Source organism: Ensifer sp. Root558 (genome assembly GCF_001427045.1).
Lineage (GTDB): Bacteria > Pseudomonadota > Alphaproteobacteria > Rhizobiales > Rhizobiaceae > Ensifer > Ensifer adhaerens.
On sequence record NZ_LMGC01000012.1, the window covers coordinates 481,779 to 504,415 of the forward strand.

At 63.7% G+C, this 22,637-nt stretch carries 19 protein-coding genes; 12 read left to right on the forward strand and 7 right to left on the reverse strand.

The genetic code is table 11. The annotated features are described in order from the left end of the window. The first annotated feature begins 416 nt into the window (after positions 1-416). The 4 genes from ASD63_RS15695 to ASD63_RS15710 all read left to right on the forward strand — a co-directional run bounded on the left by ASD63_RS15695 (position 417) and on the right by ASD63_RS15710 (position 6,649). Positions 417-4,232 (forward strand): peptidoglycan-binding protein, encoded by a 3,816-nt coding sequence (locus ASD63_RS15695; RefSeq protein WP_034797132.1) that lies wholly within the window; start codon positions 417-419, stop codon positions 4,230-4,232. A 340-nt stretch (positions 4,233-4,572) separates the two neighbouring features. Then, positions 4,573-5,499 (forward strand): sulfite exporter TauE/SafE family protein, encoded by a 927-nt coding sequence (locus ASD63_RS15700; protein ID WP_034797131.1) that lies wholly within the window; start codon positions 4,573-4,575, stop codon positions 5,497-5,499. Further along, the gene (locus tag ASD63_RS15705) at positions 5,499-6,299 is read left to right on the forward strand and encodes a TIGR02186 family protein (protein ID WP_060522335.1); all 801 of its coding nucleotides are present in this window, start codon (positions 5,499-5,501) and stop codon (positions 6,297-6,299) included. Before ASD63_RS15700 ends, ASD63_RS15705 begins: the two co-directional genes overlap by 1 nt. Before the next feature lie 113 nt (positions 6,300-6,412). After that, positions 6,413-6,649 carry an Lrp/AsnC ligand binding domain-containing protein gene (locus ASD63_RS15710; RefSeq protein ID WP_034797129.1) on the forward strand — a complete coding sequence of 79 codons (237 nt, stop codon included), beginning with the start codon at positions 6,413-6,415 and terminating at the stop codon, positions 6,647-6,649. Between the two features lie 51 nt (positions 6,650-6,700). Here the strand turns inward: ASD63_RS15710 and pdeM are convergent, their stop codons facing one another. Both pdeM and ASD63_RS15720 read right to left on the reverse strand, forming a co-directional pair. Beyond that, positions 6,701-7,426: a ligase-associated DNA damage response endonuclease PdeM gene (pdeM, locus tag ASD63_RS15715; RefSeq protein ID WP_034797601.1), complete on the reverse strand. Its 726-nt coding sequence runs from the start codon at positions 7,424-7,426 to the stop codon at positions 6,701-6,703. A 114-nt stretch (positions 7,427-7,540) separates the two neighbouring features. After that, positions 7,541-10,087, reverse strand: a complete 2,547-nt coding sequence (locus tag ASD63_RS15720; protein ID WP_034797128.1) for a ligase-associated DNA damage response DEXH box helicase — start codon at positions 10,085-10,087, stop codon at positions 7,541-7,543. Between the two features lie 108 nt (positions 10,088-10,195). On the opposite strand from ASD63_RS15720, the gene ASD63_RS15725 reads away from it, so the two are divergent. Continuing rightward, a complete protein-coding gene (locus tag ASD63_RS15725) occupies positions 10,196-10,699 on the forward strand; it encodes an Rrf2 family transcriptional regulator (protein ID WP_034797127.1) in 504 nt (167 codons plus the stop codon). A gap of 34 nt (positions 10,700-10,733) precedes the next feature. Next, a complete protein-coding gene (locus tag ASD63_RS15730) occupies positions 10,734-11,198 on the forward strand; it encodes a carboxymuconolactone decarboxylase family protein (protein ID WP_034797125.1) in 465 nt (154 codons plus the stop codon). Between the two features lie 96 nt (positions 11,199-11,294). Here ASD63_RS15730 and ASD63_RS15735 read toward each other — a convergent pair whose 3' ends face one another. Both ASD63_RS15735 and ASD63_RS15740 read right to left on the reverse strand, forming a co-directional pair. After that, positions 11,295-11,930 carry a YitT family protein gene (locus ASD63_RS15735; protein ID WP_034797123.1) on the reverse strand — a complete coding sequence of 212 codons (636 nt, stop codon included), beginning with the start codon at positions 11,928-11,930 and terminating at the stop codon, positions 11,295-11,297. A gap of 106 nt (positions 11,931-12,036) precedes the next feature. After that, a complete protein-coding gene (locus ASD63_RS15740; protein WP_060529513.1) occupies positions 12,037-12,990 on the reverse strand; it encodes a methyltransferase in 954 nt (317 codons plus the stop codon). Positions 12,991-13,152: 162 nt separating this feature from the next. Here ASD63_RS15740 and ASD63_RS15745 point away from each other — a divergent pair, with 162 nt between their 5' ends. The 3 genes from ASD63_RS15745 (at position 13,153) to ASD63_RS15755 (ending at position 15,590) form a co-directional block, all read left to right on the forward strand. After that, positions 13,153-13,419 (forward strand): DUF6460 domain-containing protein, encoded by a 267-nt coding sequence (locus tag ASD63_RS15745; RefSeq protein WP_034797119.1) that lies wholly within the window; start codon positions 13,153-13,155, stop codon positions 13,417-13,419. A 2-nt stretch (positions 13,420-13,421) separates the two neighbouring features. After that, entirely contained in the window at positions 13,422-13,925 is a 504-nt protein-coding gene (locus tag ASD63_RS15750) for a CAP domain-containing protein (protein ID WP_034797109.1), read from the forward strand. A gap of 309 nt (positions 13,926-14,234) precedes the next feature. Then, the gene (locus ASD63_RS15755) at positions 14,235-15,590 is read left to right on the forward strand and encodes an MATE family efflux transporter (RefSeq protein ID WP_034797107.1); all 1,356 of its coding nucleotides are present in this window, start codon (positions 14,235-14,237) and stop codon (positions 15,588-15,590) included. Here the strand turns inward: ASD63_RS15755 and ASD63_RS15760 are convergent. Next, positions 15,566-16,651: a quinone-dependent dihydroorotate dehydrogenase gene (locus ASD63_RS15760; RefSeq protein WP_034797105.1), complete on the reverse strand. Its 1,086-nt coding sequence runs from the start codon at positions 16,649-16,651 to the stop codon at positions 15,566-15,568. The two genes, ASD63_RS15755 and ASD63_RS15760, sit on opposite strands and share 25 nt — an antisense overlap. After that, positions 16,648-16,995, reverse strand: coding sequence for a DUF952 domain-containing protein (locus ASD63_RS15765; RefSeq protein WP_034797103.1), 348 nt, complete (start codon positions 16,993-16,995; stop codon positions 16,648-16,650). The genes ASD63_RS15760 and ASD63_RS15765 overlap by 4 nt, the downstream gene beginning before the upstream one ends. Before the next feature lie 169 nt (positions 16,996-17,164). Here ASD63_RS15765 and ASD63_RS15770 point away from each other — a divergent pair, with 169 nt between their 5' ends. Further along, a complete protein-coding gene (locus ASD63_RS15770; protein ID WP_034797089.1) occupies positions 17,165-17,584 on the forward strand; it encodes a hypothetical protein in 420 nt (139 codons plus the stop codon). An 81-nt stretch (positions 17,585-17,665) separates the two neighbouring features. Then, a complete protein-coding gene (locus tag ASD63_RS15775; protein WP_034797087.1) occupies positions 17,666-18,316 on the forward strand; it encodes a response regulator transcription factor in 651 nt (216 codons plus the stop codon). A 62-nt stretch (positions 18,317-18,378) separates the two neighbouring features. On the opposite strand, the gene ASD63_RS15780 is transcribed toward ASD63_RS15775, so the two are convergent. Next, positions 18,379-21,882, reverse strand: coding sequence for a PAS domain-containing hybrid sensor histidine kinase/response regulator (locus tag ASD63_RS15780; protein WP_034797084.1), 3,504 nt, complete (start codon positions 21,880-21,882; stop codon positions 18,379-18,381). A 261-nt stretch (positions 21,883-22,143) separates the two neighbouring features. Between ASD63_RS15780 and mscL the strand changes: the two genes are divergently transcribed. Further along, positions 22,144-22,572 (forward strand): large conductance mechanosensitive channel protein MscL, encoded by a 429-nt coding sequence (mscL, locus tag ASD63_RS15785; RefSeq protein ID WP_034797082.1) that lies wholly within the window; start codon positions 22,144-22,146, stop codon positions 22,570-22,572. Positions 22,573-22,637: the final 65 nt, after the last annotated feature.

The window sequence follows — 22,637 nt, forward strand, 5'->3', positions numbered from 1 at the left end:
GGATGCGCCGCCATCCTCATTGATTCCAGGGCATCGTCTCCCTCCCGTGCTTCCACGGGACAGCGGGATGCTCCAGGGCGGTCTCGCATCGTTGGCCGGATGCTACAAAATTTTGACGTTTGCGTAAACGTCAAAAATTGCGTGTCGTGCAGTTTGGTGGTGTGTGGGGGAGGTCGGCGGCACCGCGGCGCCTCAACTTCGCACGATCCTGCCAAATCGTTAAAAAATCATCCGCAGGTTAACCGCTTGTTTACCACGTTTCGTGAAAGGTGCGTGTTGAGATGGTCAAAGCTGCAACCTGTCCTGGCGTCGCATCGTTGTAGTTTTGCCCGCGTCGGAAGCGCCACAGGGGTGAAGAAAGCAGTTTTCTTCCGTGACGACTTTCGAGATGGCCGACGACAGGGGCGAAGAACAACATGAGCGGATTGCGATCAAATCCTCAGCGCGCAGGCAGCCAGTCCTATAGCGAGCGGCCGTCGCTCGACGCCTTGAACCGCACCATCGAAGGATTGGAGGCGCGGATCGAAGGCCTGATGAGCGGCACGGCCCGCGACCCGGCGCCAAGGCCGCCCGAGCGCCAGCCCGCCCGCGAACCCGTGCGGGAAACGGCCTCGCCCCGCGATGCCGTCGCCGAAATCATGCAGCGCCAGCGCAGCCTCAGCACCTCGCGCGAGCGCCCGACGCTTCGCGACCGGATGCCGCAGCGCGAGCCGGAACGTTATGCCCCCGAACGCCCCGTCTCCGATCGTTACGTCGAAGAGCCGCGCCAGCAACCGCTTCACAGCCAACCTCCGCGGCCCGCCTCCGCGGTCAACGATATCGCCGAAGCGCTTGTCGGTTTGCGCCAGGACCTGAAGCGCGACATCACTGACGGCCTGACGCGCGAGATGAATTCGCTGCGCACCGAAATTCGCGGCATCAAGGCGCAGGCGCAGGATCACAGCTTTGCCGAAGACGTGCGCGGCGACATGCAGCGCCTTGCCGATAGCATCCAGCATCTCGGCCGCCAGGCATCGCCCGCCCAGGCCGATGCGCTGCGCGGCGATTTTGACGACCTGCGCGCGATGATCGACGGTCTCGCGCGCGAAGACAGCATGCGCCGGATGGAAAACCGCTGGAGCGGTGTCGAAGACCGGTTGATCGCCTTTGATCAGAACCGCGACGACGAACTGGTCGCGCTCGCCTATCGCCTGGACGAAATCAAGTTGCAGATCGGCTCGCTCCAGGGAAGCTCCGCCGTCGACGCGCTGGAAGACAAGCTGATCGCCGTCGCCCAGGCGATCGAAATGCTCGGTCGCCAGATCCAGCCGGACGATCGCCGCCTCGTCTCGCAGTTTGCCGATCTCGACAGCCGTCTCGACGAAATCAGCCGCGCCATCGCGGCCAACACTCGCACGACGTCCGGGCTGGATTCCAGCTTTGTCAATCGCCTGGAAAGCCGGCTTGGCGATCTCTCCCGCCAGATCGACAGCCTGTCGCGCCCGAACGACGGTGGGCTCGGTGCGCGCCTCGAAGCCTTGACCGTCCGGGTCGAGGATCTCGCCGGTGAAAAGGCGGCTGCCCGCTTGGAAGAGCGGCTGGACCAGCTGTCGCTGATGATGGAGCGCAGCAGCAGGACCGCGCAGTCAGACCTCAACGATTACCTGTCGGACATTTCCCGCAAGATCGAAGCTCTCGACCAGGGCAGCGTCAACGACGCGCTCGCCGAACGGCTGGACTATCTCGCCCGCCGGATCGACGAGCTTGACACCCATGGCGCCCAGCCCGCTTCCGATCCGCGTTTCGACCGGCTGGAAGATCGCCTGGTCGGTATCGCGCAGCGTCTGGAAGAGACCTACGCCGCGCCGTTCGACGACCGCGCGGCACTTCAGAACCTTGAAGCCCAGATTGCCAACCTGTCGACGCTGGTCAGCCAGCCGCGGGCGGACGTCGCCCAAAGCGCCATGCCCGTCGACTACGAAAGCCGCATGACCGCGCTCGAGGACTATTTCTCGACCAGCGACGAGTACATCGTGGAAGCCGCGCGCCAGGCCGCCGAAGCTGTGATGGAAGCCTATTCCAAGAACGGCCCTTCGCAGGCCTCCGCCGGTGGCGATCTGGCAGCGATCTCGGCGCTTGCCGAAGACTTGAGGACGCTTGAGGACTTGAGCCGCTCCAGCGAAGAGCGGACTGCGCGCACCTTCGAGGCGCTGCACGAAACGCTCGTCCACATTGCCGACAAGCTGGAGCGCATCGAAAACCGCGAGCCGGCAATGGCGGCGCAGCCTGCCATGGCGGTGGTGCGCGAAGCGGCTCAGATGCCGCGCGCCGCACAGCCGGAGTTCCACGACCCCTTCGGTGGCGGCGATCTTGATGATCGCTACGACGACCTGCAGCGCAATGTCCGTGCCCTCCAGGCAGAGGACCAGGCCGTCGCGGTTCAACCCGCCGAACCGGCAACAGCCCTTGCCGACGATGCGCAGATTTCGACCGTCGAGCTCGAAGAAGAGCGCGAGCCGGCTGCCGCCGCCCGCACCGGCCTGCTCGCCGGCCTCACCCGGCGCTTTTCCGGCAAGCGCTCGGAACCGGCGCCGGAACAGGCACGCAAGCTCGTAGAGCCGACCCCGTCGATCGATCCCTCCGAAATGCTCGCGCCGGAAGAAGCGAACCAGCTGCTCGAGCCGGGCTCCGGCGTTCCCGACGTGAAGAAGATCCTGGAACGCGTGCGCGCCGGGCAGATGAACAAGGCAGGCATCCAACCGGCCGATGGCGACAAATCGGACTTCATCGCCGCCGCCCGCCGCGCCGCCCAGCTTGCCGTCGAAGAGACCGACACCCTCAACAAGACCGGCGACAAGGCCGCGACGTCCGGCATCGGCGGCGCCTTCGCCCGCCATCGCCGGCCGATCCTCATGGCCGTCGGCGCCGTTCTTTTGGCGATCATGTCTTACCCGCTGGTCAGCTCGATGCTAAACAAGGACGAGATGCCGGTCGAACCGGTCGCGGTCATCGAGCAGACGGTCACTCCGCAGGCAGCCGAGTTCAAGGCCGCCGACGACCACCTGGTGCAGGGCACGACCGTCGCGGCGCAGGAAGCACCGGTTACCGCGTCTGAGACGGCCGTTGCGACACCGCTCGATTCCGTCGAAACGCCCGTGAAGCCTCCCGAGGCCTCGATCGCGGTGACGGCAACGACCATGCCGACGACCACCTTTGCAACGCCCGAAGACAAGGCGCCGATGCTTGCGCCGGTCGCCGAAACGAAGACGCCGGTCACCGAGTTCCAGCCGGCTCCGGCCGTAGCGACGCCGGTGGCGAACGCTTCGCTCGCCAGCGCGCCGGTCGATGGCGCCGCGATGACCCCGGCGACGACAGCTGCTGCCGCTGTGCCCACCGACGTCGTGTTGCCGGAAGGTTTCGGTCCGGTCGCGCTGGTGACCGCGGCCAAGGGCGGCGACCCGCTCGCCTTCTACGAAATCGCCGTGCGCTTCACCGAGGGCCGTGGTGTTCAGGAAAACATGGCTGAAGCCGCCAAATGGTATCAGCGCGCCGCCGATGCCGGTGTCGTGCCGGCACAGTACCGCCTCGCGACCCTTTACGAGAAGGGCACCGGCGTGACGCGCGACGCGGCGAAGGCGAAGGCGCTTTATATCGCTTCCGCTGGCCAGGGCAACGCCAGCGCCATGCACAACCTCGCGGTGATGCTGGCAAGCGGCCGCGATGGCGCGCCTGACTTCAACGAGGCAACGAAGTGGTTTGCGAAGGCGGCCGAGCTCGGCATCCGCGACAGCCAGTTCAACCTTGCGGTTCTCTATGCCCGTGGCAACGGCGTGCCGCAGGACCTGACGGAATCCTACAAGTGGTTCTCGGCGGCTGCCCGCGAAGGCGATCTCGATGCCGGCGCCAAGCGCGACGAAGTTGCCAAGGCGATGAAGCCGGAGCAGCTCGAAAGCGCCAAGGCCAAGGCGGAAGCCTGGAAGGTTGAACCGGTCGACGCCAAGGCAAACAGCGTCGACGTTCCGGATGCCTGGGTTGGCCCGGCCAACAAGACCGCCAGCGTCGACATGAGCAAGGCGGTCCGCAACATTCAGGCGATCCTCAACAACAACGGCTTTGACGCTGGCAAGGCGGATGGGCAGATGGGCAAGAAGACCGTCGCCGCCATCAAGGCCTTCCAGAAGTCGGTCGGCCAGGAGCCGACGGGCGAAATCACCGAGCAGCTGGTCAAGGAATTGCTGAAACGCAATTCCTGACCCTTGGGTCTTGCGCCGTAATAAAGCCGCAGAGCCGAGCGACACGGGTTGCGGGTGGCGCAGCCATCCGCCATGTGGCTGAAAAGGTTGAAATCTCGGGCTGCTGCATAATTCCTTAATCGGAATCGGGCTAAGGAAGAACCGATGCAGCAATCAAGGTCCGATTCGTGGCCTTGGCACGTCCTGGCGGAAGCGCAACGCTGCAGGAGTGCATGACGGAGGCCGCCTCGCCCTCGGGAGAGGTGCCGGCCCTTCGAATATTCCCTCAATCGTGGTGATTTGATTGCCACACTGACTGGTTCGCCCGCATCGCGGGCCGTTGGCATATCGAGGTCCCGGCGTGTCGATTTATCTGCCCATCGCAGAGTTGTCGGTGAACATACTCATCATTCTCGGTATGGGCGCCGCAGTCGGCTTTCTGTCCGGCATGTTCGGCGTCGGTGGCGGGTTCCTGATCACCCCGCTCCTGATCTTCTACAATATTCCTCCCGTCGTAGCGGTAGCGACCGGTGCCAACCAGGTGGTGGCCTCGTCGATTTCGGGGGCGATCACGCATTTCCGGCGTGGCACGATAGACATCAAGCTCGGCACGGTGCTCTTATGCGGTGGTCTTGCCGGCGCGACCGTCGGCGTCTGGCTGTTCTCGCTGCTGCGTCGCCTCGGCCAGCTCGACCTGGTGATCTCGCTGCTTTACGTCGTGCTGCTCGGCACCGTTGGCGGCCTGATGCTTTGGGAGAGCGTCGTCGCCATGCGCAAGGCGGCCAAGAACCAGCAGACGACCTTGCGTCGCCCTGGCCAGCACAACTGGGTGCATGGCCTGCCCTTGAAGATGCGCTTCAAGAAATCGAAGATCTACCTGAGCGTCATCCCGGTTGTCGCCCTCGGCTTCTGCATCGGCATCCTGACCTCGGTCATGGGTGTCGGCGGCGGCTTCATCATGGTGCCGGCGATGATCTATCTCCTGCGCATCCCGACTAACGTCGTCGTCGGCACGTCGCTGTTCCAGATCATCTTCGTTTCGGCCTACACGGTCATCGTCCAGGCTTCGACCAACTACACCGTCGATATCGTGCTCGCCTTCGTACTGATGATCGCCGGTGTCATCGGTGCCCAATACGGCGTACGCGTCGGCCAGAAGCTGCGCGGCGAACAGCTGCGCGCATTGCTGGCCTTGCTTGTTCTTGCCGTCGGCATCCGTCTGGCAATCGAGCTCATCATTCCGCCGAAGGACGTCTATTCGGTCGTATCCGCGGGGTTCGGTTTCTGATGATCCGCCTCGCCCGCACAGCTCTCGCTCTCCTTGTTCTGGCTTTCGCCGCCCCGGCGCAGGCAGCCATCCAGGACGAGAATGCCGACTTCACCGAGAAGCTGGAGATCGGCATCTCCACCGACGAGATCGCCATCACTTCCGATTTCCGCGGCGCCGACCTGACGATCTTCGGCGCCGTCGACGGCTTCGATCAGGGCCTGCTGGCCCAGGGGCGCTACAACATCGTCGTCAGCCTCGAAGGGCCCAAGGACAACGCGACGGTGCGTAAGAAGGAGCGCGTCTTCGGCATCTGGGTGAACACCAGCTCCATGACCTTCGAGCTAGTGCCTGAATCCTATTCGCTGTCGTCGACGCGCGATATCGAGACGATCGCGCCGCCCGGCGAGATGGGCAACATGGGCATCGGCGTCGACCACATGCGGCTGGTGCCGCTCGGCTTCGTGGGTGACGGCAGCAATCTCGGCGAATTCCGCAACGCCTTCCGCCGCATCCGCGAGACCAGCGGCGTCTACGAGCGCGATCCCGGCGGCGTGCAGTTCATCAGCTCCAGCCTCTTCAAGGCCTCGGTGCGCTTGCCGGCCAACGTGCCGAACGGCGTGCATGTGGTTCGCGCCTATCTCTTCCGTGACGGCGTCTTCGTCGCCGCCAAGGCGCTGCCGCTGCGTGTCGTCAAGACCGGCCTGGAACAGTTCATCACCCAGGCGGCACACCAGCAGCCGCTGCTCTATGGCCTCATGGCCGTGCTGCTCGCCGTCATCACCGGCTGGGGCGCCAGCGTGATCTTCCGCAAGGAATAGTGACGGGCGATCTTCGCCGACGTTTCCTTTTGCGCGCCGGAGCGCTATGGAAAGGCATGCCGAATGCGTTTCATCAGCGCATGCCATGGCAAATAAAAAACAGAGGAAGCTCGATGAAACCGATTTTTGTCCAGTTGCAGTGCGCTCCCGGCAAGACCTACGAGGTTGCCGACGAGATCTACCGCAAGGAGATCGTTTCGGAGATGTATTCGACGAGCGGCGATTACGACCTGATCATCAAGGTCTATATCGAAGAAGGCCAGGACATCGGCAAGTTCATCAACGACAACATTGCCACGGTGCCGGGCATCTCGCGCTCGCTGACGACGCTGACCTTCAACGCCTTCTGATTACCGGCGGATCCCCGGCGCGGGAGAGCCGCGCCGTTTTCCCCGCCCTCTTCAGGCGATGAGATTGGCAAAGCGAACCGAATAGATCCGGTCGCGCCCGAGCATATGGGCGACAAGCTTGCTGCGGTCGAAGAGGCCGGTCATCGCCCGGTGCCTGAGATCGAGCCCGCCAGTGGTGACCCCGAAAGCCGGCATCAGCATGCGCGTGCCATCGGTCGCAAAGCAAGCGCGGCGCACCGCTCTTTCCCGTCTTACCACCGTTGCAGCCGGATGCAGGTGCCCGGCGATCTCGCCGACGGCATCGCCGCGCTTCGGCTCGTGCCGGAAGGTCAGGCCCGCATGGCCGAGTTCGTCCATCGAGGCGCCCGGCAGGCCGAAAGCGCCGTCCGGGTCGTGGTTGCCGTTGATCCAGACCCATTCGCGCCCATGCGCCATGGCGGCAACCATGTGCCGGAAATCATCGGGCATTGCCGCCGAACCGACGCGGTCATCGAAGTTGTCGCCGAGGCTGATGACGAACTTCGGGTCGTGCCGCGCGATCGCCGCTTCAAGCACACGCAGCGTCGCCAGCGTATCGTAAGGCGGCAAAAGCATGCCACGGCGGGCAAAGGCGGAGCCTTTCTCCAGATGCAGGTCGGAGACGACCAGCGTGCCCGTCTCCGGCAGGTAGAGGCTACCGAGCGGATCGCAGATCGCGATGACGCCGTTGACGATTGTCTGCGCATGGAGGAGGGGGGCAGTCGTCTGAGCCGAGAGGGCGTGGGCGAGGCGGTGCATGGTCACGGTCTCGCACATTGTGTTGCGAGGATAGTACCCCCCTCTGGCCGGCAGGCCAGAGGGGGGTAACCCGCCGATATCGACAGACTGCTCATTCTCGAAACCATTTTCCTATCAATCCACATCCAGACCGCCCATCGCCTCGTGGATCAGGTCGTCGGCGGCTTCCGACAGCAGGAAGTCCTGCGCTTCGCCCTGGACCATTTCCTTGCCGATCTCCAGCATGACGGGCACCGCCAGCGGCGAGATCCGGTCGAGCCGTCGATGCGTGATGTGGCCCTTGATTCGCTTCAGCATATCCCCGAGGCGGGCGATGTCCAAAAGCCCCGTCGCCGCATCGTTGCGGGTCGCTTCGAGCAGCAGGTGATCCGGCTCGTGCGCGTGCAATACGTCGTAAATGAGGTCTGCCGAGACCGTCACCTGCCGGCCGGTCTTTTCCTTGCCGGGATGGCGCTGGTCGATGAGGCCGGCGATGACGGCGCAGTTGCGGAAGGTCCGTTTGAGCAGGAAGGATTCGTTGAGCCAGGCTTCGAGGTCGTCGCCGAGCATGTCCTCGTCGAAGAGATCGGCAAGCGCGCCGCGCCTGAGCTCGAAGGTGGCCCCGAGGTCGTCGAGCGCCCAGACCGCCAGCGAGTAATCGGTGGCGACGAAACCGAGCGGTTTCAGCCCGGCGCGATCGAGCCGGCGGGTAAGCAGCATGCCGAGCGTCTGGTGCGCCAACCGCCCTTCGAAGGCATAGATGACCATGTAATGGCGGCTGCCGCGCGGAAAGGTCTCGATCAGAAGCTCGTCCTCGCGCGGCAGCATCGAGACGTCCTTCTGCAAGGACAGCCAGTCGCGCACCTGTTCCGGCAGCGCTGCCCGGCGCGCCGGATCGGCAAGCATCCTGCGGACCTGCTCGGCGAGATAGGTCGACAGCGGAAACTTGCCGCCAGCATAGCTCGGCACCTTGGGATCGAAGGTAAAGGCCTGGCTGACCAGGCACTCGTTTTCGCGGATGCCCTCGAAACGCAGCACCTTGCCGGAGAACATGAAGGTGTCGCCCTGCGAGAGCATTTCGAGAAAGTACTCTTCGACCTTGCCGAGCGGCATGCCGCCGCGGCCAAGCGAGCCGCGGGCGTTGCGCTTGACCAAACGCACGTTCAGCATCGGCGATTCGACGATGGTTCCGACGTTCAGCCGGTACTGTTGCGCCACCAGCGGATTGGAGACGCGATAGAGCCCGTCCTTGGTCTTGCGGATGCGGGCATAGCGCTCGTAGGTCTTCAGCGCATAGCCGCCGGTCGCAACGAAATCGATGACGCGCTCGAAGGTCTCCCAGGCGAGCGTCGCATAAGGCGAGGCGGTGGTGATTTCATCGAACAATGCGAGCGGATCGAAAGGCGCGGCGCAAGCCATGCCGAGCACGTGCTGGGCGAGCACGTCGAGAGCGCCCTTGCCGACGGGTGGCGTGTCCTGCGCGCCGATATAGTTGGCGTCGAGTGCGGCCTGGCATTCCATCACCTCGAAGCGGTTGGCCGGCACCAGGATCGCCTTCGACGGTTCGTCCATGCGGTGGTTGGCGCGGCCGATGCGCTGGGCAAGGCGACTCGCGCCCTTCGGTGCGCCCACATGCACGACGAGATCGACATCGCCCCAGTCGATGCCGAGGTCGAGCGTCGAGGTCGCAACGACCGCCCGAAGGCGGTTCTCCGCCATCGCCGCCTCGACTTTGCGGCGCTGGGCGACGTCGAGCGAACCGTGATGCAGCGCGATCGGCAGGTTGTCGTCGTTGATCGTCCAGAGCTCCTGGAAGAGCAGCTCCGCCTGGCTGCGGGTGTTGACGAAGAGCAGGGTTGTGCCGTGCTCCTTGATCGCTTCGTAGACATCGGCGATGGCGTAGCGTGCCGAGTGCCCGGCCCAGGGCACATGCTCCTCGGTCTTCAGAATGGAGATCTGCGGCTTGGCCCCGCCCTGGACCTGGACGAGACCGGCATGGTTGTGCGCGTCCGGCTCTTGCGGCGCCAGCCAACGCTGCAGATCCATCGGGTCGGCGACCGTTGCCGAGAGGCCGATCGTCTGCAGGCCGGGCGCCAGCCGGCGCAGCCGCGCCAGACCGAGGGAGAGAAGATGGCCGCGTTTGGAGGTGACGAGCGAATGCAGCTCGTCAAAGACGACGTAGCGCAGGTCCTTGAAGAAGCGTTGCGCCTCGCCGTTGGCGAGCAGCAGCGCGAGTTGCTCCGGCGTCGTCAGCAGAATGTCGGGCGGATTGAGTTTTTGTCGCTGACGCTTGGCGGTCGGCGTATCGCCGGTACGGTTTTCGACGCGCACAGGCAGTCCCATTTCGCCGACCGGTTTCATCAGGTTGCGCTCGATATCGACGGCGAGCGCCTTCAGAGGCGAGATGTAGAGCGTGTGGATGCCGACGAAGGCTGCGCCCGGCGGGATCTTGCCGCGCCGGGTGAGATCGACCAGCGAAGGCAGGAAGCCGGCGAGCGTCTTGCCGGCGCCGGTCGGAGCGATCAGCAGCGTGCTTTCCCCGGCCTCGGCGCGGGCGAGCAGCTCCAGCTGGTGCGCACGCGGCCGCCAGCCCTTCTCGCCGAACCAGCGCAGAAAGGGAGCGGGCAGGGTCAGGGCATCGCCCTGCGGCTCTCTGGAATCGATCCTGTTCACGGAGAACAAAGGTAGATCAAATCCGCCAAAAGAGAAGCCTGTCCGATGGGTGCAATCACAGGCATTGACTCTCCGTCTAATCATAGATAAAAATTATCCACGATTAAGGAGCCGCCCATGAAACTCGGTGACGGGGTCGAGCAGGCCATTCACAGCGTGACGATGCTGAGCTGTCTTCAGCCCGGCAGCACCCTGTCGGCGGCCGCTCTTGCCGAGTTCCATGGCGTCTCTACGAGCTATCTCTTGAAGCACCTGCAGGCGATGTCCGGTGCCGGACTGCTGGAGGCAGTTCCGGGTCCTAAGGGCGGTTACCGGCTCGCGAAGACGCCGGAGAAGATTACCTTGCTCGATATCGTACTTGCGGTCGAAGGCCCGGAGCCGGCGTTCCGGTGCAACGAGATCCGGCTGCGCGGTCCCAATCCCTATGCCTGCAAGCCGACCGCGCCCTGCACCATCAATGTCGCGATGCTGAAGGCCGAGCAGGCCTACCGCACCGAACTCAGGCGCGTGACCATCGCCAGCATCCTGGATGACCTCAACGCCAAGGATGACGGCAGCGTATGGGCGCGAACCGAAGCCTTTCTGGCGATCAACGAGCGCAAATCGTCCGCCAGCGCCTGACCCCCATCAACCCGTTAAGCCCAAGGAGAAGACCATGCAGCCGCGTTTCAACTTCGTTCAAGCCGCTCCCGATGCCTACAAGGCCGCGGCCGCCTTCGACAGCTACATCGTCAAGGAATCCGGCCTGGAGCCGCGCCTGATCCACCTGATCAAGCTGCGCGCCTCGCAGATCAACGGCTGCGCCTATTGCATCGACATGCATGTGAAAGAGGCGCGCCACACCGGTATGAGCGAGCAGTGGATTCACCTGATCTGCGCCTGGCGGGAATCGCCGATCTATGACGCGCGTGAGCGCGCCGTGCTCGCGTGGACGGAATCGCTGACCAACCTTGCCCAGACCGGCGCACCCGACGCGGATTTCGAGCCGCTGCGCGCGCACTTCAGCGAGGCTGAAATCACCAAGATCACCATGGCGATCGGCGTCATCAATGTCTGGAACCGTGTCGCTGTCGGCCTGCGCTCGCAGCATCCGGTCGATCAGCCGGTCAAGGCCGCCTGATATCGCGTGAGGAGCTTCCAGCTAGCCCCGAGGTCCGCTTCGGGGCTAGCTGCTCTGCATCCTAGAGCATCCGCGTTCAGATGAACGCACGGCGCTCTAGAGCGCGATGTAACGATCTGCGCGGTGGTTGATGGCCACGAACAGGTTCAAGACGACAGCACCGAGCACCGACCAGGCAACGACGGTGGGCGAAGTCACGCCGAAGGCGAAGACAAGCACGACCATGTCGATCGCAAGCTGCACGAGGCCGGCGCGAATGCCGAAGCGCTCCTGCAGATAGATGCCGAGAATACCGACGCCGCCGAGGCTGGCGCGGTGGCGGTAGAGCGCAAGCAGGCCGTAGCCGAGCAGAAGTCCGCCGAGCAGGGCCGCCCAGGCCGGCTGGATCGTGCCGATCTGGAAGAGGCGCGACTGGATGTCTGTCAGGAACGAGGTCACGCCGATGGCGATGAAGGTTTTGACCGTGAAGGCCGGGCCAAGTCGCTTCAGCGAAAGATAGAAGAACGGCAGGTTGAGCAGGAAGAAGGCGAGGCCGAAATTGATGCCGAAGGCATAGTGCAAGAGGAAGGCGACGCCCGCCGTGCTGCCGGTCAAAAGGCCGGCGCTTGCGAGGAAATAGAGGCCGAGCGCCGCAATCAGGCTGCCGGTAAAGATGCCCTGCAGGTCCTCGACGGCGGAGTGCCGGGTGGGACTGGTGTTCCAGAGACCGAAAACGCTGCTGATCTGGGCCATGGCAAATCCTCGATTGCGATGGCTTGAGCAATGCTGCAATGCACAACAACAATCAAGAAAAATATGTCAGTTATGCTGACCTATTTTTGCGACTCTGCCTTGCGTTTTATGCAGGCTTGCGCGCCAGGAACAGGATGCCGAAGACTGGCTCTCCCGCATCCATGCGGATGACCGTGTGCTCCATGGCCACAAGCTCCAGTCCATGCGTTGCGCAGAGGCCGCGGACATAGGTCTCGCTGTGAGCGTAGCGCAGCGACGGCCGCAGCAGGAACTCCTCCCCATCGCCGGCGTCTTCTACCGAGAACGCAAAATGGCCCTGAGGGGTGAGCAGGCGCGTGGTGATGTCGAAGACACTGTCGAGATTGCCGAGATACATGAGCACGTCGGCGGCGCTGACGAGATCGGCTCGGGCGGTGGCGAAGTTGCCGAAGATGCCGGAAACCTCCGGCGAAAGAGAGAGATCGGCGCGGGCCAGCCGATCGTAGGTGGATTTCGCCTCGGCCTTGGCGAGCATGTTGATGGAGATGTCGAAACCTTCGAGGAACTGTGCCTGATCCCGGATGCGCTCGCCGAAGAGGCCGGTGCCGCACCCGAGATCCGTCACATGCTCGAAGATGAGGCCTCCCGTGTGGCTTTGCCCGATATGGCTTTGAATGAGCGCCGCGAGCTTCTGCGGCACGGTATAACCGAGTTTCTCCACCAGGGCCTTGTCGAAGCGATCGGCATAGTCGTCGAAGAGGCGCTCGACATAGAGGCTCGGGGGCTGTTCGGGCATGGCCGCAGCGCCAAGCAGAGCCAGTTTGAGGCCGGCGCCGAAGATATCCTGGGGGCTGAGCGCCAGCGTTTTCCTCAGCGCTTCGATCGCCGCCTCTTTCCGGCCAGATTTTTCTTCATAGTCCGCGAGCCGAAACCAGCCGGCTGCCCAGTTGGGTGCCTGTTCCAGCGCTTGCGCCATGAGTTCGGCCGCACTTGCGGGCTCGCCGCCCTCGGCAAGCATTTTTGCGTAGTCGGCGCGGCGGTCGGCGATCAGGTCGCCGGAGGAGAGCTGGTTGAGCGTCATCAATGTGAGATGTTGGTTGCGATTAGCGCTTCTGACGCCGGATGCCGCAAAATACAAGCGGAATCTGGCGCGATCGGAAGCGCGGGCCGTGCCCGCCGGGGCCGGTGACTTGCGACGTTGCCGATCGCGGCTTATGTGAAGACAAACAGGAGAAGTTCGCTGATGTCGGACGGAATGAACAGATTCTTGGGTGACTCGCCGCTGCGTGTGCTGGTCAAGCTCATCGTGGTGTCGATCCTCGTCGGCTTCGTGATGAGGATGTTCGGCTGGTATCCGACCGATATCTACTTCGCCGTCCGCAACTTCCTGCTCGACCTCTGGTACACCGGCTTTGCAGCGCTTGGTCGGGTCGGCGACTATCTGCTGCTCGGCGCCGTGATCGTTGTGCCGGCCTTCGTCATCCTGCGCGTCCTGAACTTTCGGCGTTGACGATGCAGGACCGCCTTCTTCTGATCGAACGCCGCGGGCTGCTGCGTGCGACCGCCATCCTCTCGCTCGGCGCACTTGCCGGCTGCACGACGTCCAAGGTGCTGATGCCCGAAAGCGGCACCGGCAGCGACCAGACCGCAGCGAGCCTCGGTTATGTCAACAAGCTGCGCAAGGGCAAGGGCCTGACCGAGCTCGTCGCCGACCATGCGGCGTCCGTCGCTGCGATGAACCAGGCGGCGCGCATGGCCAAGGCCGGCAAGATGCAGCACCTGATCGGCTGGAACGACAGTTTCTACGACCGCATGAAGGGCCAGGGCGTGACGCTTCCGGCCGCCGAAAACATCGCCGTGGGCCAGGACGATGCCGAACGCGCCTATGACGCCTGGTACAGGTCGCCCAAGCATCTCGAAAACATGCTCGGCAATTACCGTGGCCTGGGCGTTGCCGTCGCGCAGAACGCAGCCTCCGGCAACCGTCCGTTCTGGGCGATGGTACTTTCGGGCTGATAGCGTCCACATTCGTATGGAACTGCGCCCCTCATCCCCCTGCCCGGACAATCTCCCCGCAGGCGGGGAGACGGAGGCTTGCCGCGCCCTTCCAATTCACTGTGACTGATATCCGGACTTTCCTTCGGTCGATGCCGGGGGTGACGTTGCGTTCGCCACGTCCCCTCTCCCCGCTTGCGGGGGAGAGGGCTAGGGTGAACGGCTCTTGCCGCATTGGGACGTTTTCGCCGAGCTGCACGACGCGCTTGCATCCCCCCATGCTCATTCCCTAAAACGGTCATCTCTCACCTACCACGCCCGGACCGTTCGATGACCGCCTCTTCCGCCTCGCCGAGCGACGCTGCCGGCCCGTTCCATGTCACCCATCGGCTGATCCTGGCGATCGCGCTGCCGATGACGCTCGGCTTTCTGACGACGCCTTTGCTTGGCCTCGTCGATACTGCCGTTGTCGGCCGCATGGGGCAGGCAACCTTGCTGGCGGGCCTTGCCGTCGGCGCCATCCTGTTCGACCTGATCTTCACCAGCTTCAACTTCCTGCGGGCAGCGACCACGGGCCTGGTTGCCCAGGCCTATGGCCGCGGCGACCGGCGCGAGCAGCAGGCGGTGTTCTGGCGCTCGCTGATCATCGCGCTCGTTTGCGGCACGATCAGCCTGCTCGTTTCGCCGGTGCTTTTGTCCGGCGGCCTCTGGCTGATGGGACCGGAGCCTGAAGTGGCTGATGTCACCAGCACCTACTTTCTCTGTCGCATCCTTTCGGCACCGGCGGCGCTTGCCAACTACGCCATCCTTGGCTTCGTGCTCGGCCGCGGCGAAGGCACCATCGGGTTGATGCTGCAGACGCTGATCAACGGCATCAACATCGTGCTGTCGATCCTGCTCGGCCTGGTGTTCGGCTGGGGTGTTATGGGGGTGGCGCTGGCGACCGTTACCGGCGAGGTGATCGGGTCTCTCGCCGGATTTGCCATCGTCTATGGCCGTTTCGACAGAAAGGATGCGCCAAGCTGGGCCGAGATCTTCGATCGCGAGCGGCTGAAGCCGCTTTTCGGCCTCAACCGCGACATCATGATCCGCTCGTTCCTGCTTCTGGCCGCCTTCACGCTGATGACCCGCATCGGCACCGCCTTCGGGCCTGTGACGCTTGCCGCCAATGCGGTGCTAATGACGATCTTCCTCGTTGCCGGCTACTATCTCGACGGCCTTGCCAATGCGGCGGAACAGCTCATCGGCCGCTCGATCGGCGCCGGTTACCGCCCGGCCTTCGACCGTGCGCTGCGGCTGACGGCGGCCTGGTCGCTGGGGCTTGCACTGGTGACGACCGTTGCCTTCCTGCTGTTCGGCGGCAGGCTCATCGATCTTCTGACGACGGCCCCGGATGTTCGCGCGGCGGCTTACGAATATCTGCCCTGGGCCGCAGTGACGGCGATGACCGGCGCGCTCGCCTTCCTGATGGACGGCGTCTTCATCGGCGCCACATGGTCGCGCGAGATGCGCAACATGATGCTGGCGGCCTTTGTCGGTTATGCCGCAGCGCTCGCCGTGCTGGTCCCCGCCTTCGGCAATCATGGCCTGTGGGCGGGGCTCAACCTGTTCCTGTTAATGCGCGGGCTGTTCCTCTTGTCGCGGATCCCGATGAAGGCGCGTCAGACGTTCCTGCCGGCCCAGTAGTCGAGACGGCTGTCGCGGATATCGCGGATCGAGGTGAGACGCTCGCGCTCACAGAGATCCGAGAGGCCACGTACGATGCGGTCCGGCAGGGCAGGGCCCTCATAGACCATGCAGGAATAGAGCTGAACCAGATCGGCGCCGGCGCGGATCTTTTCGGCCGCGGTTTCGGCCGAGCTGACACCGCCAACGCCGATGATCGGCAGCTTCGGGCCGACACGCTTGCGCATGCGGGCAAGCACCGCCGTCGACTTTTCAAACAGTGGCTTGCCCGAGAGGCCACCGGACTCCTTCGCTTGGGCCTGATCCTTGAGGCCGTCGCGCGAAAGCGTCGTGTTGGAGACGATCAGGCCGTCGAGATTGTGTGCCAGCACTTCGGCAGCGATATCGTCCATGCCTTCTTCGGTGAGATCGGGCGCGATCTTCAGGAAGACGGGAACACGGCGATTGCTGCGCAGCGCCTCTTCGTCGCGCGCGGCAAGCACCGCCGACAACAGGGCGGCGAGACTTTCGCGCGCCTGCAGGTCGCGCAGACCCGGCGTGTTCGGCGAGGAGATGTTGGCGGTGAAATAGCGGGCGACCGAGTAGAACGTATGGATGCCGCTGACATAGTCGGCGATGCGGTCGGCGCTGTCCTTGTTGGCGCCGATATTGACGCCGATCAGCGCATCGCGCGAACAGGCCTTCAGCCGCGCCAGCGCTGCGCCATGGCCTTCATTGTTGAAGCCGAGGCGATTGATCACCGCTTCGTCCTCGACCAGGCGGAAAATGCGCGGCTTGTCGTTGCCTGCCTGCGGCTTCGGCGTGACGGTGCCGATCTCGGTGAAACCGAAGCCGATCTTCAGCAGTGCTTCCGGCACCTCTGCATTCTTGTCGTAGCCGGCCGCCATGCCGATCGGGTTCGGAAAAACGATGCCAGCGACTGTCTGCGCAAGCCGCTTGTCGGCCTTGGCGGGACAGTTCGGCACGAGCCCGGTCTTCAGCGCCTTGATCGAAAGGCCGTGCGCGGCCTCCGGATCGAAGAGGAAAAGGCCGCGGCGGGCAAGGCTGGTCAGCGGGTTCATGCATCAAGTTCCGGGAAGATATGCGCGCCGTCGGCGCCGAGCGGCAGGGGCTTTTCCCAGAGAACGGCCGACAGGAAGAGGGGGGCATAGAGATGTGGGAAGAGGGCGCCGCCGCGCGAGGGTTCATAGACCAGCTCTTCGCCAAGTGCGTCGCCGTCGACGGCGACCAGAAGCAGGCCTTCCTGTCCCTCGAAGTAGCGCGCTGCCGTCTCGACCACCTGTTCACCGGTCGAAAAATGGACGTAACCGTCGGCGAGATCGACCGGCGCGCCGTCGAAGCGCCCGCTGCGCTTGGCTTCCTGCCACAGCAATGCCGGAACGATTTTGTAGATGATGGAACTCATGGTGCCCGTCTGTCCCCGTAATCTTCTGTCGTGGCCTTGCCGTAAATATCGGCGATTGTCCATCGCAGAAGGACGACGATTCGCGCATAATCGGCGGTGAAGACCGATTTCGCTCTTCTCGTTCGCGCACATGTGATGTTCCGACAAGGATCGTAACGGAGAAGATGTCATGAAAAACGCTGCTGCCATACTTCTGTTCGGTACCGGATTGGCTCTGGCCGGCGGCGCCAGCGCGCAGGATCCGTCTCCCGGACGCTACAGCATGCAGAAGTCCGACACCGGTATCGCCCGGCTCGATACCCAGACCGGCGAGGTATCGCTCTGCCAGGAGAAGGACGGCCAGTTGGTGTGCCGCATGGCCGCCGACGAGCGGGCCGCTTTTGAACAGGAGTTGGACCTCCTGACGAAGCGGGTCGATGCCTTGGAAAAGGCGGCCAAAGCCGGTGAAAGTGTCGCAAAACAGGACCTTCCGGCTGAGGAAGAGATTGACCGGGCAATGGGCATCATGGAAAGAATGATGCGTAGGTTCATGGATATCGTGAAGGATCTCGAAGGCAGCGACCCCGCTCAGGAGCCGCAGAAGACCTGAGTTTCCGGATCGGCCATGCGGGATGCGGATCGGCGCGTGGGGGCGTGCAGATTTCAGCCCGGGCTCTTGGGAGGGAGCAGCATGACACCGGACATGACCATCATCATCGCGGACGACCATCCGCTGTTTCGGGGCGCAATGCGCCAGGCACTGAGCGGCGTGGACGGCGCGCCCGCCATCGTCGAAGCCGGCGATTTCGCAGCCGCGCGCAAGGCGGCGGCCGACAACCCTGACGCCGATCTCATGCTGCTCGACCTGACCATGCCCGGCGTCAGCGGGCTTTCCGGCCTGATTGCACTTCGCGCCGAATTTCCGAGCCTGCCGGTCATGGTGGTTTCCGCCCATGACGACCCGGCGACGATCCATCGCGCGCTCGATCTCGGCGCGTCCGGCTTTCTTTCGAAATCGGCCGGCATCGAGGAAATCCGCGAGGGGATCGAGAAGGTGATGGCCGGCGAGGTCTTCGTTCCCGCGGGCTACGATCAGGCCCAGGAATACGAACCCGAGGTCGCCGATCTGCTCCAGCGCCTGCAGACCTTGACGCCGCAACAGTCCCGCGTGCTCAGTATGCTCGGCGAGGGCCTGCTCAACAAGCAGATCGCCTACGAACTCGGCGTCTCCGAGGCGACGATCAAGGCGCATGTCTCGGCGATCCTGCTAAAGCTCAATGTCGACAGCCGCACCCAGGCGGTCATCCAGCTTTCGAAGATCGGCACCGTCGCCGCCGCCTGATGCGGCCGGCCTTGGCTTTGTGATTTCTCTCGTCCCAGGCGGCCCCACAACGTGGGAGCCGTTCATTCCGCAGCCGTTCGTGCCGCCGTCGAAAGTTGCGTCAGCCAGGCGCGCATCGCCGCCGGGCGCACCGGCTTGTTCTGGATCGCGATGCCGTCGCGTTCGGCCGCGGCGCGCACTTCCGGCGAGCGGTCAGCCGTCACGAGCAGCGCCGGCGTCGCTTCGCCGGTCGATGCCCGAATGCGGGCGACCGCCTCGATGCCGGTCCCGTCGTCGAGGTGATAATCGGCGATGACGGCGTGTGGCTTCTCGCCGGGCTCCACGCCGAATTCGGAACAGGCAGAAAGCGATTCCGCCGTACTGACGATACAGCCCCAACCTGACAGCAGCACCCGCATACCCTCGAGGATCCGCGGTTCGTTGTCGATGCAGAGCACCCGCAGGCCGTTCAGCGCCTCGCTTGCCTTGCTCTGCGGCACCGGACGGACAGCGACCCGTTCGCCGGCGCTGGCATCAAGCGGCAGGGTCACCTTGAAGCCCGTGCCCTTGCCGGGAGTCGATTGCAGGCTGACGGGATGGTTGAGCACGCGCGAGATGCGGTCGACGATCGAAAGGCCGAGCCCAAGACCGGACGCCGTGCGGGCGCCTTCGTCGAGCCGGGCGAATTCCTTGAAGACGGTGCGGAACTTCGACTGGGGAATGCCGATGCCGGAATCGAGCACTTCGATCGTCGCCATGGCGCCATGTCTGCGCACCCCGACGAGCACCTTGCCGGCCAGGGTGTATTTGATCGCGTTGGAGACCAGGTTCTGGACGACGCGGCGCAGCAGGTTCGGATCGCTGCGCACGACGAGCGATGTCGGCATGATAATGAGTTCGAGATCCTTGGCCCGCGCCATCGGGGCGAAATCGGTCTCGATCCTTCTGAGCAGCTCGTTGAGCGGAACGGACTGTATCCGCGCCTTCATGGCGCCGGTGTCGAGGCGCGATATGTCGAGCACGGCACCGAGGATGGCCTCGACCGATTCCAGCGAGGAATCGATGTTTTCGACCAGCGTGCTGTTGTCGGACTCGCCGAGCCGCTCGACGAGCGACGAGGAATAGAGGCGGGCGGCGTTCAGCGGCTGCAGGATATCGTGGCCGGCGGCGGCGAAGAACCGGGTCTTGCCGATATTGGCCTCTTCCGCGGCCGCGCGCGCCTCGGCGAGCTCCCGGTTCACCCGGGTCAATTCGCCGGTGCGCTCGGCCACGCGCAGTTCCAGTGTCTCGTTCGCCTGCTTCAGCGCCATGTCGGCGGCGACGCGCTGGGTGATGTCGGTATAGGTGGTGACGATGCCTTTGTCGGGCATGGCGTTGGTGCGCACTTCGATGATGCGCTCGCCGTTGCCCAGTTCGAGCAGGAAGGGTTTGTCGAGCGTCAGGAAGTTGGCGATCAGCCCCTTTTCCTGATCCTTGCGAATATCGCCGCGCTTGGTGAGGATCGAGACGATATCGGCCAGCGGGAAGCCGACCTGGCCGGCTGCCTCCGGCAGGTCGAGAAGCTGGCGGAAGCGCCGGTTCCAGATGATCAGGTTGTTGGCATTGTCGAAGACGGCGATGCCCTGGTCCATCTGCGAGAGCGCAGTCTGCAGCATATCCTGATTGTATTGCAGCGCCTCACTCGCCTGGTCGAGCAGCCAGGCCGTTTCGGACGATGTGTCGTCGCCGCGCTGCAGCGCCAGGGAAAGCACCAGCCGGGCGGAGGACGAGCCGATGGCGCTGCCGAGCAGTTGCTCGGAGAAATGCACCACGGCCATGTCGGCTGGCGCATTGTCGTCCAGCCAGCGGCCGGTCTGGCGCTCGTACGTATGGAACGAGCGCTGCATGCGCTCAGCACCCATGTAACGGGCGATCGTCGCCTTGAGGTCGCGCACCGTGACCTTGGTCTTGCGGCCGCGAAAGGCGCCTTCGGTTCGCGACCGCCGGGTGATGAACACGCCGGCCTGGAAGCGTTCGATCGGCTTCGGTGTGCGGGTCAGCGATCCGAGGATATAGGTGGCGCAGTTGACGAGCAGGCTGAGTGCCGTCGCGTTCACCAGCGGATCGGCGTTGGGGCCGGAGAAGAGGTCGGTGAACGGCAACAGGAAGCTTAAGACCGTCGTCGCCACATGGGAATTGTCGGGTCCGCCGAGGCTCGGCAGGAAGAGCAGATAGGCCCAGACGAGGAAGCCCGAGACCATGCCGGTGATCGCGCCGCGGGCATTGGCCTGTCGCCAGATGAGGCCGCCGAGCAGCGCCGGCGCCATCTGCGAGATGGCGACGAAAGACAGAAGGCCGAGCGAGGCGAGGCCGGCGCTGATATCGGCGGAGCGGTAGTAGCCATAGCCGAGCAACAACACCACGAAGATCGCTGAACGGCGGATGTTGAGCAGCGTTCCCGCGAGGTTTTCCTGCAAGCCGCCGCGCTGGCTGAGGTTGCGGCGCAGGAACACCGGCATGACGATATCGTTGGAGATCATGATCGACAGCGCCACGGATGCGACGATCACCATCGCGGTCGCTGCCGAAAAACCGCCGATGAAGGTGATCAGCGTCAGCACCGGCAGGCCGTTGGCGAGCGGCAAGGTCAGCAGGTAGAGATCCGCGTCGCCGGAACCGGAAAAGGTGAGGATGCCGGCTATCGCGATCGGCAGCACGAAGAGATTGATGCCGATCAGGTAGAGCGGAAAGAGGATGCCGGCGGTGCGAAGCTCGCCTTCGGTGCGGTTTTCGACGACCGTCACGTGGAACTGCCTGGGCAGCATGATGATCGCGAAAGCCGACGTGACGATCAACAGCACCCAACGGGCGATAGGGGTCTCGTAGGAGAGCGCCGACTGCACGGCGGGGCTCTCTGCAGCCAGCGACCACAGGTGAGCCGGTCCGTTGAAGATGACGAAGACGATGTAGAAGCCGGCGGTGACGAGCGCCACCAGCTTGACCAGCGATTCCATCGCGATCGCAAGGATCAGCCCGTCCTGGTGCTCCGTTGCGTCCGTATGGCGCGTGCCGAAGACGATGGCGAAGCAGGCGAGAAACAATGTGACGAGCAGGGGAAGATCGACGTAGCTCTGCCCGGCGCCGATGCCGTAGTCGCTGGTGTTGATCATCGCTGCGACCGAGCTCGAAATCGCCTTCAGCTGCAGCGCGATATAGGGAATGGCGCCGACCAGCGAGATCAGCGCGACGATGGCGGCCACCGCCGGGTTCTTGCCGTAGCGGGCGGCGATGAAGTCGGCGACGGAGGTCAGCTTCTCGGTTTTGGCAAGGCGGATGATCTTGCGGATCAGCGGCATGCCGAGCGTGAACATCAGGATCGGGCCGATATAGATGCCGGTGAACTCGAGTCCGCGTTCGGCAGCAAGGCCGATGCCGCCGAAATAGGTCCAGGACGTGCAATAGATGGCAAGGCTCAGCGCATAGACGAGCGGTCTGCCCTTCAGCGCAGCGCTGTTCCTCCTGGCCCGCCGGTCGCCATAGCTAGCCACTGCAAACAGCAGCAGCAGATAGGCGAAGGCCGAGGCAAAGATGACCGAACCCGAAAGCATGCCTCATTCCTCCAGGGCGGAGCATAGGACAAGTCCGCCGGGTTGAGAATTGCCTGCCGCATGAGTCTTAAGTTCAAGGCTCGACACGAGAAATCGGTGTACAGCACAGGCTGCCTTCCCGTTCCTGCTCCATCCGCTGCCAATTGACCAAAGGCAAAGAAAGGTTTTCTCGCTGCCCGCTTTGGTTTAGTTTCCGTAAACGCTTGCAGCGCGGGACAGCGCCGCCGGCCGTTTTCAAACGGGGATAATACGGAGAGATTTATGCTGAATGAGTTCAAGGAGTTTATTGCCCGCGGGAACGTGATGGATCTCGCGGTCGGTGTCATCATCGGCGCCGCCTTCAACAAGATCGTAACGTCGGTCGTCGAGGATCTGGTGATGCCAATCGTCGGTGCGCTGACCGGCGGCGGTTTCGATTTCTCCAATTATTTCCTGCCGCTCTCGGCGAACGTGACGGCGACGTCTCTCGCCGCCGCCCGTCAACAGGGTGCCGTCTTTGCCTATGGCAACTTCATCACCGTGCTCATCAACTTCCTGATCCTTGCCTGGATCATCTTCCTGATGATCAAGGCGGTGAATCGCATGCGCGCTTCGATGGAGAAGAAGAAGGACGAAGCACCGGCCGCACCCCCGCCGGAAGACATTCTGCTTCTCGGTGAAATCCGCGACCTGCTGAAGCAGCGCGCGTGATTTTCCTCGCGGCCCTGGCTTCGCCGGGGCCGCGAAACATCACAAAAATCGATAAACCGGTCAGA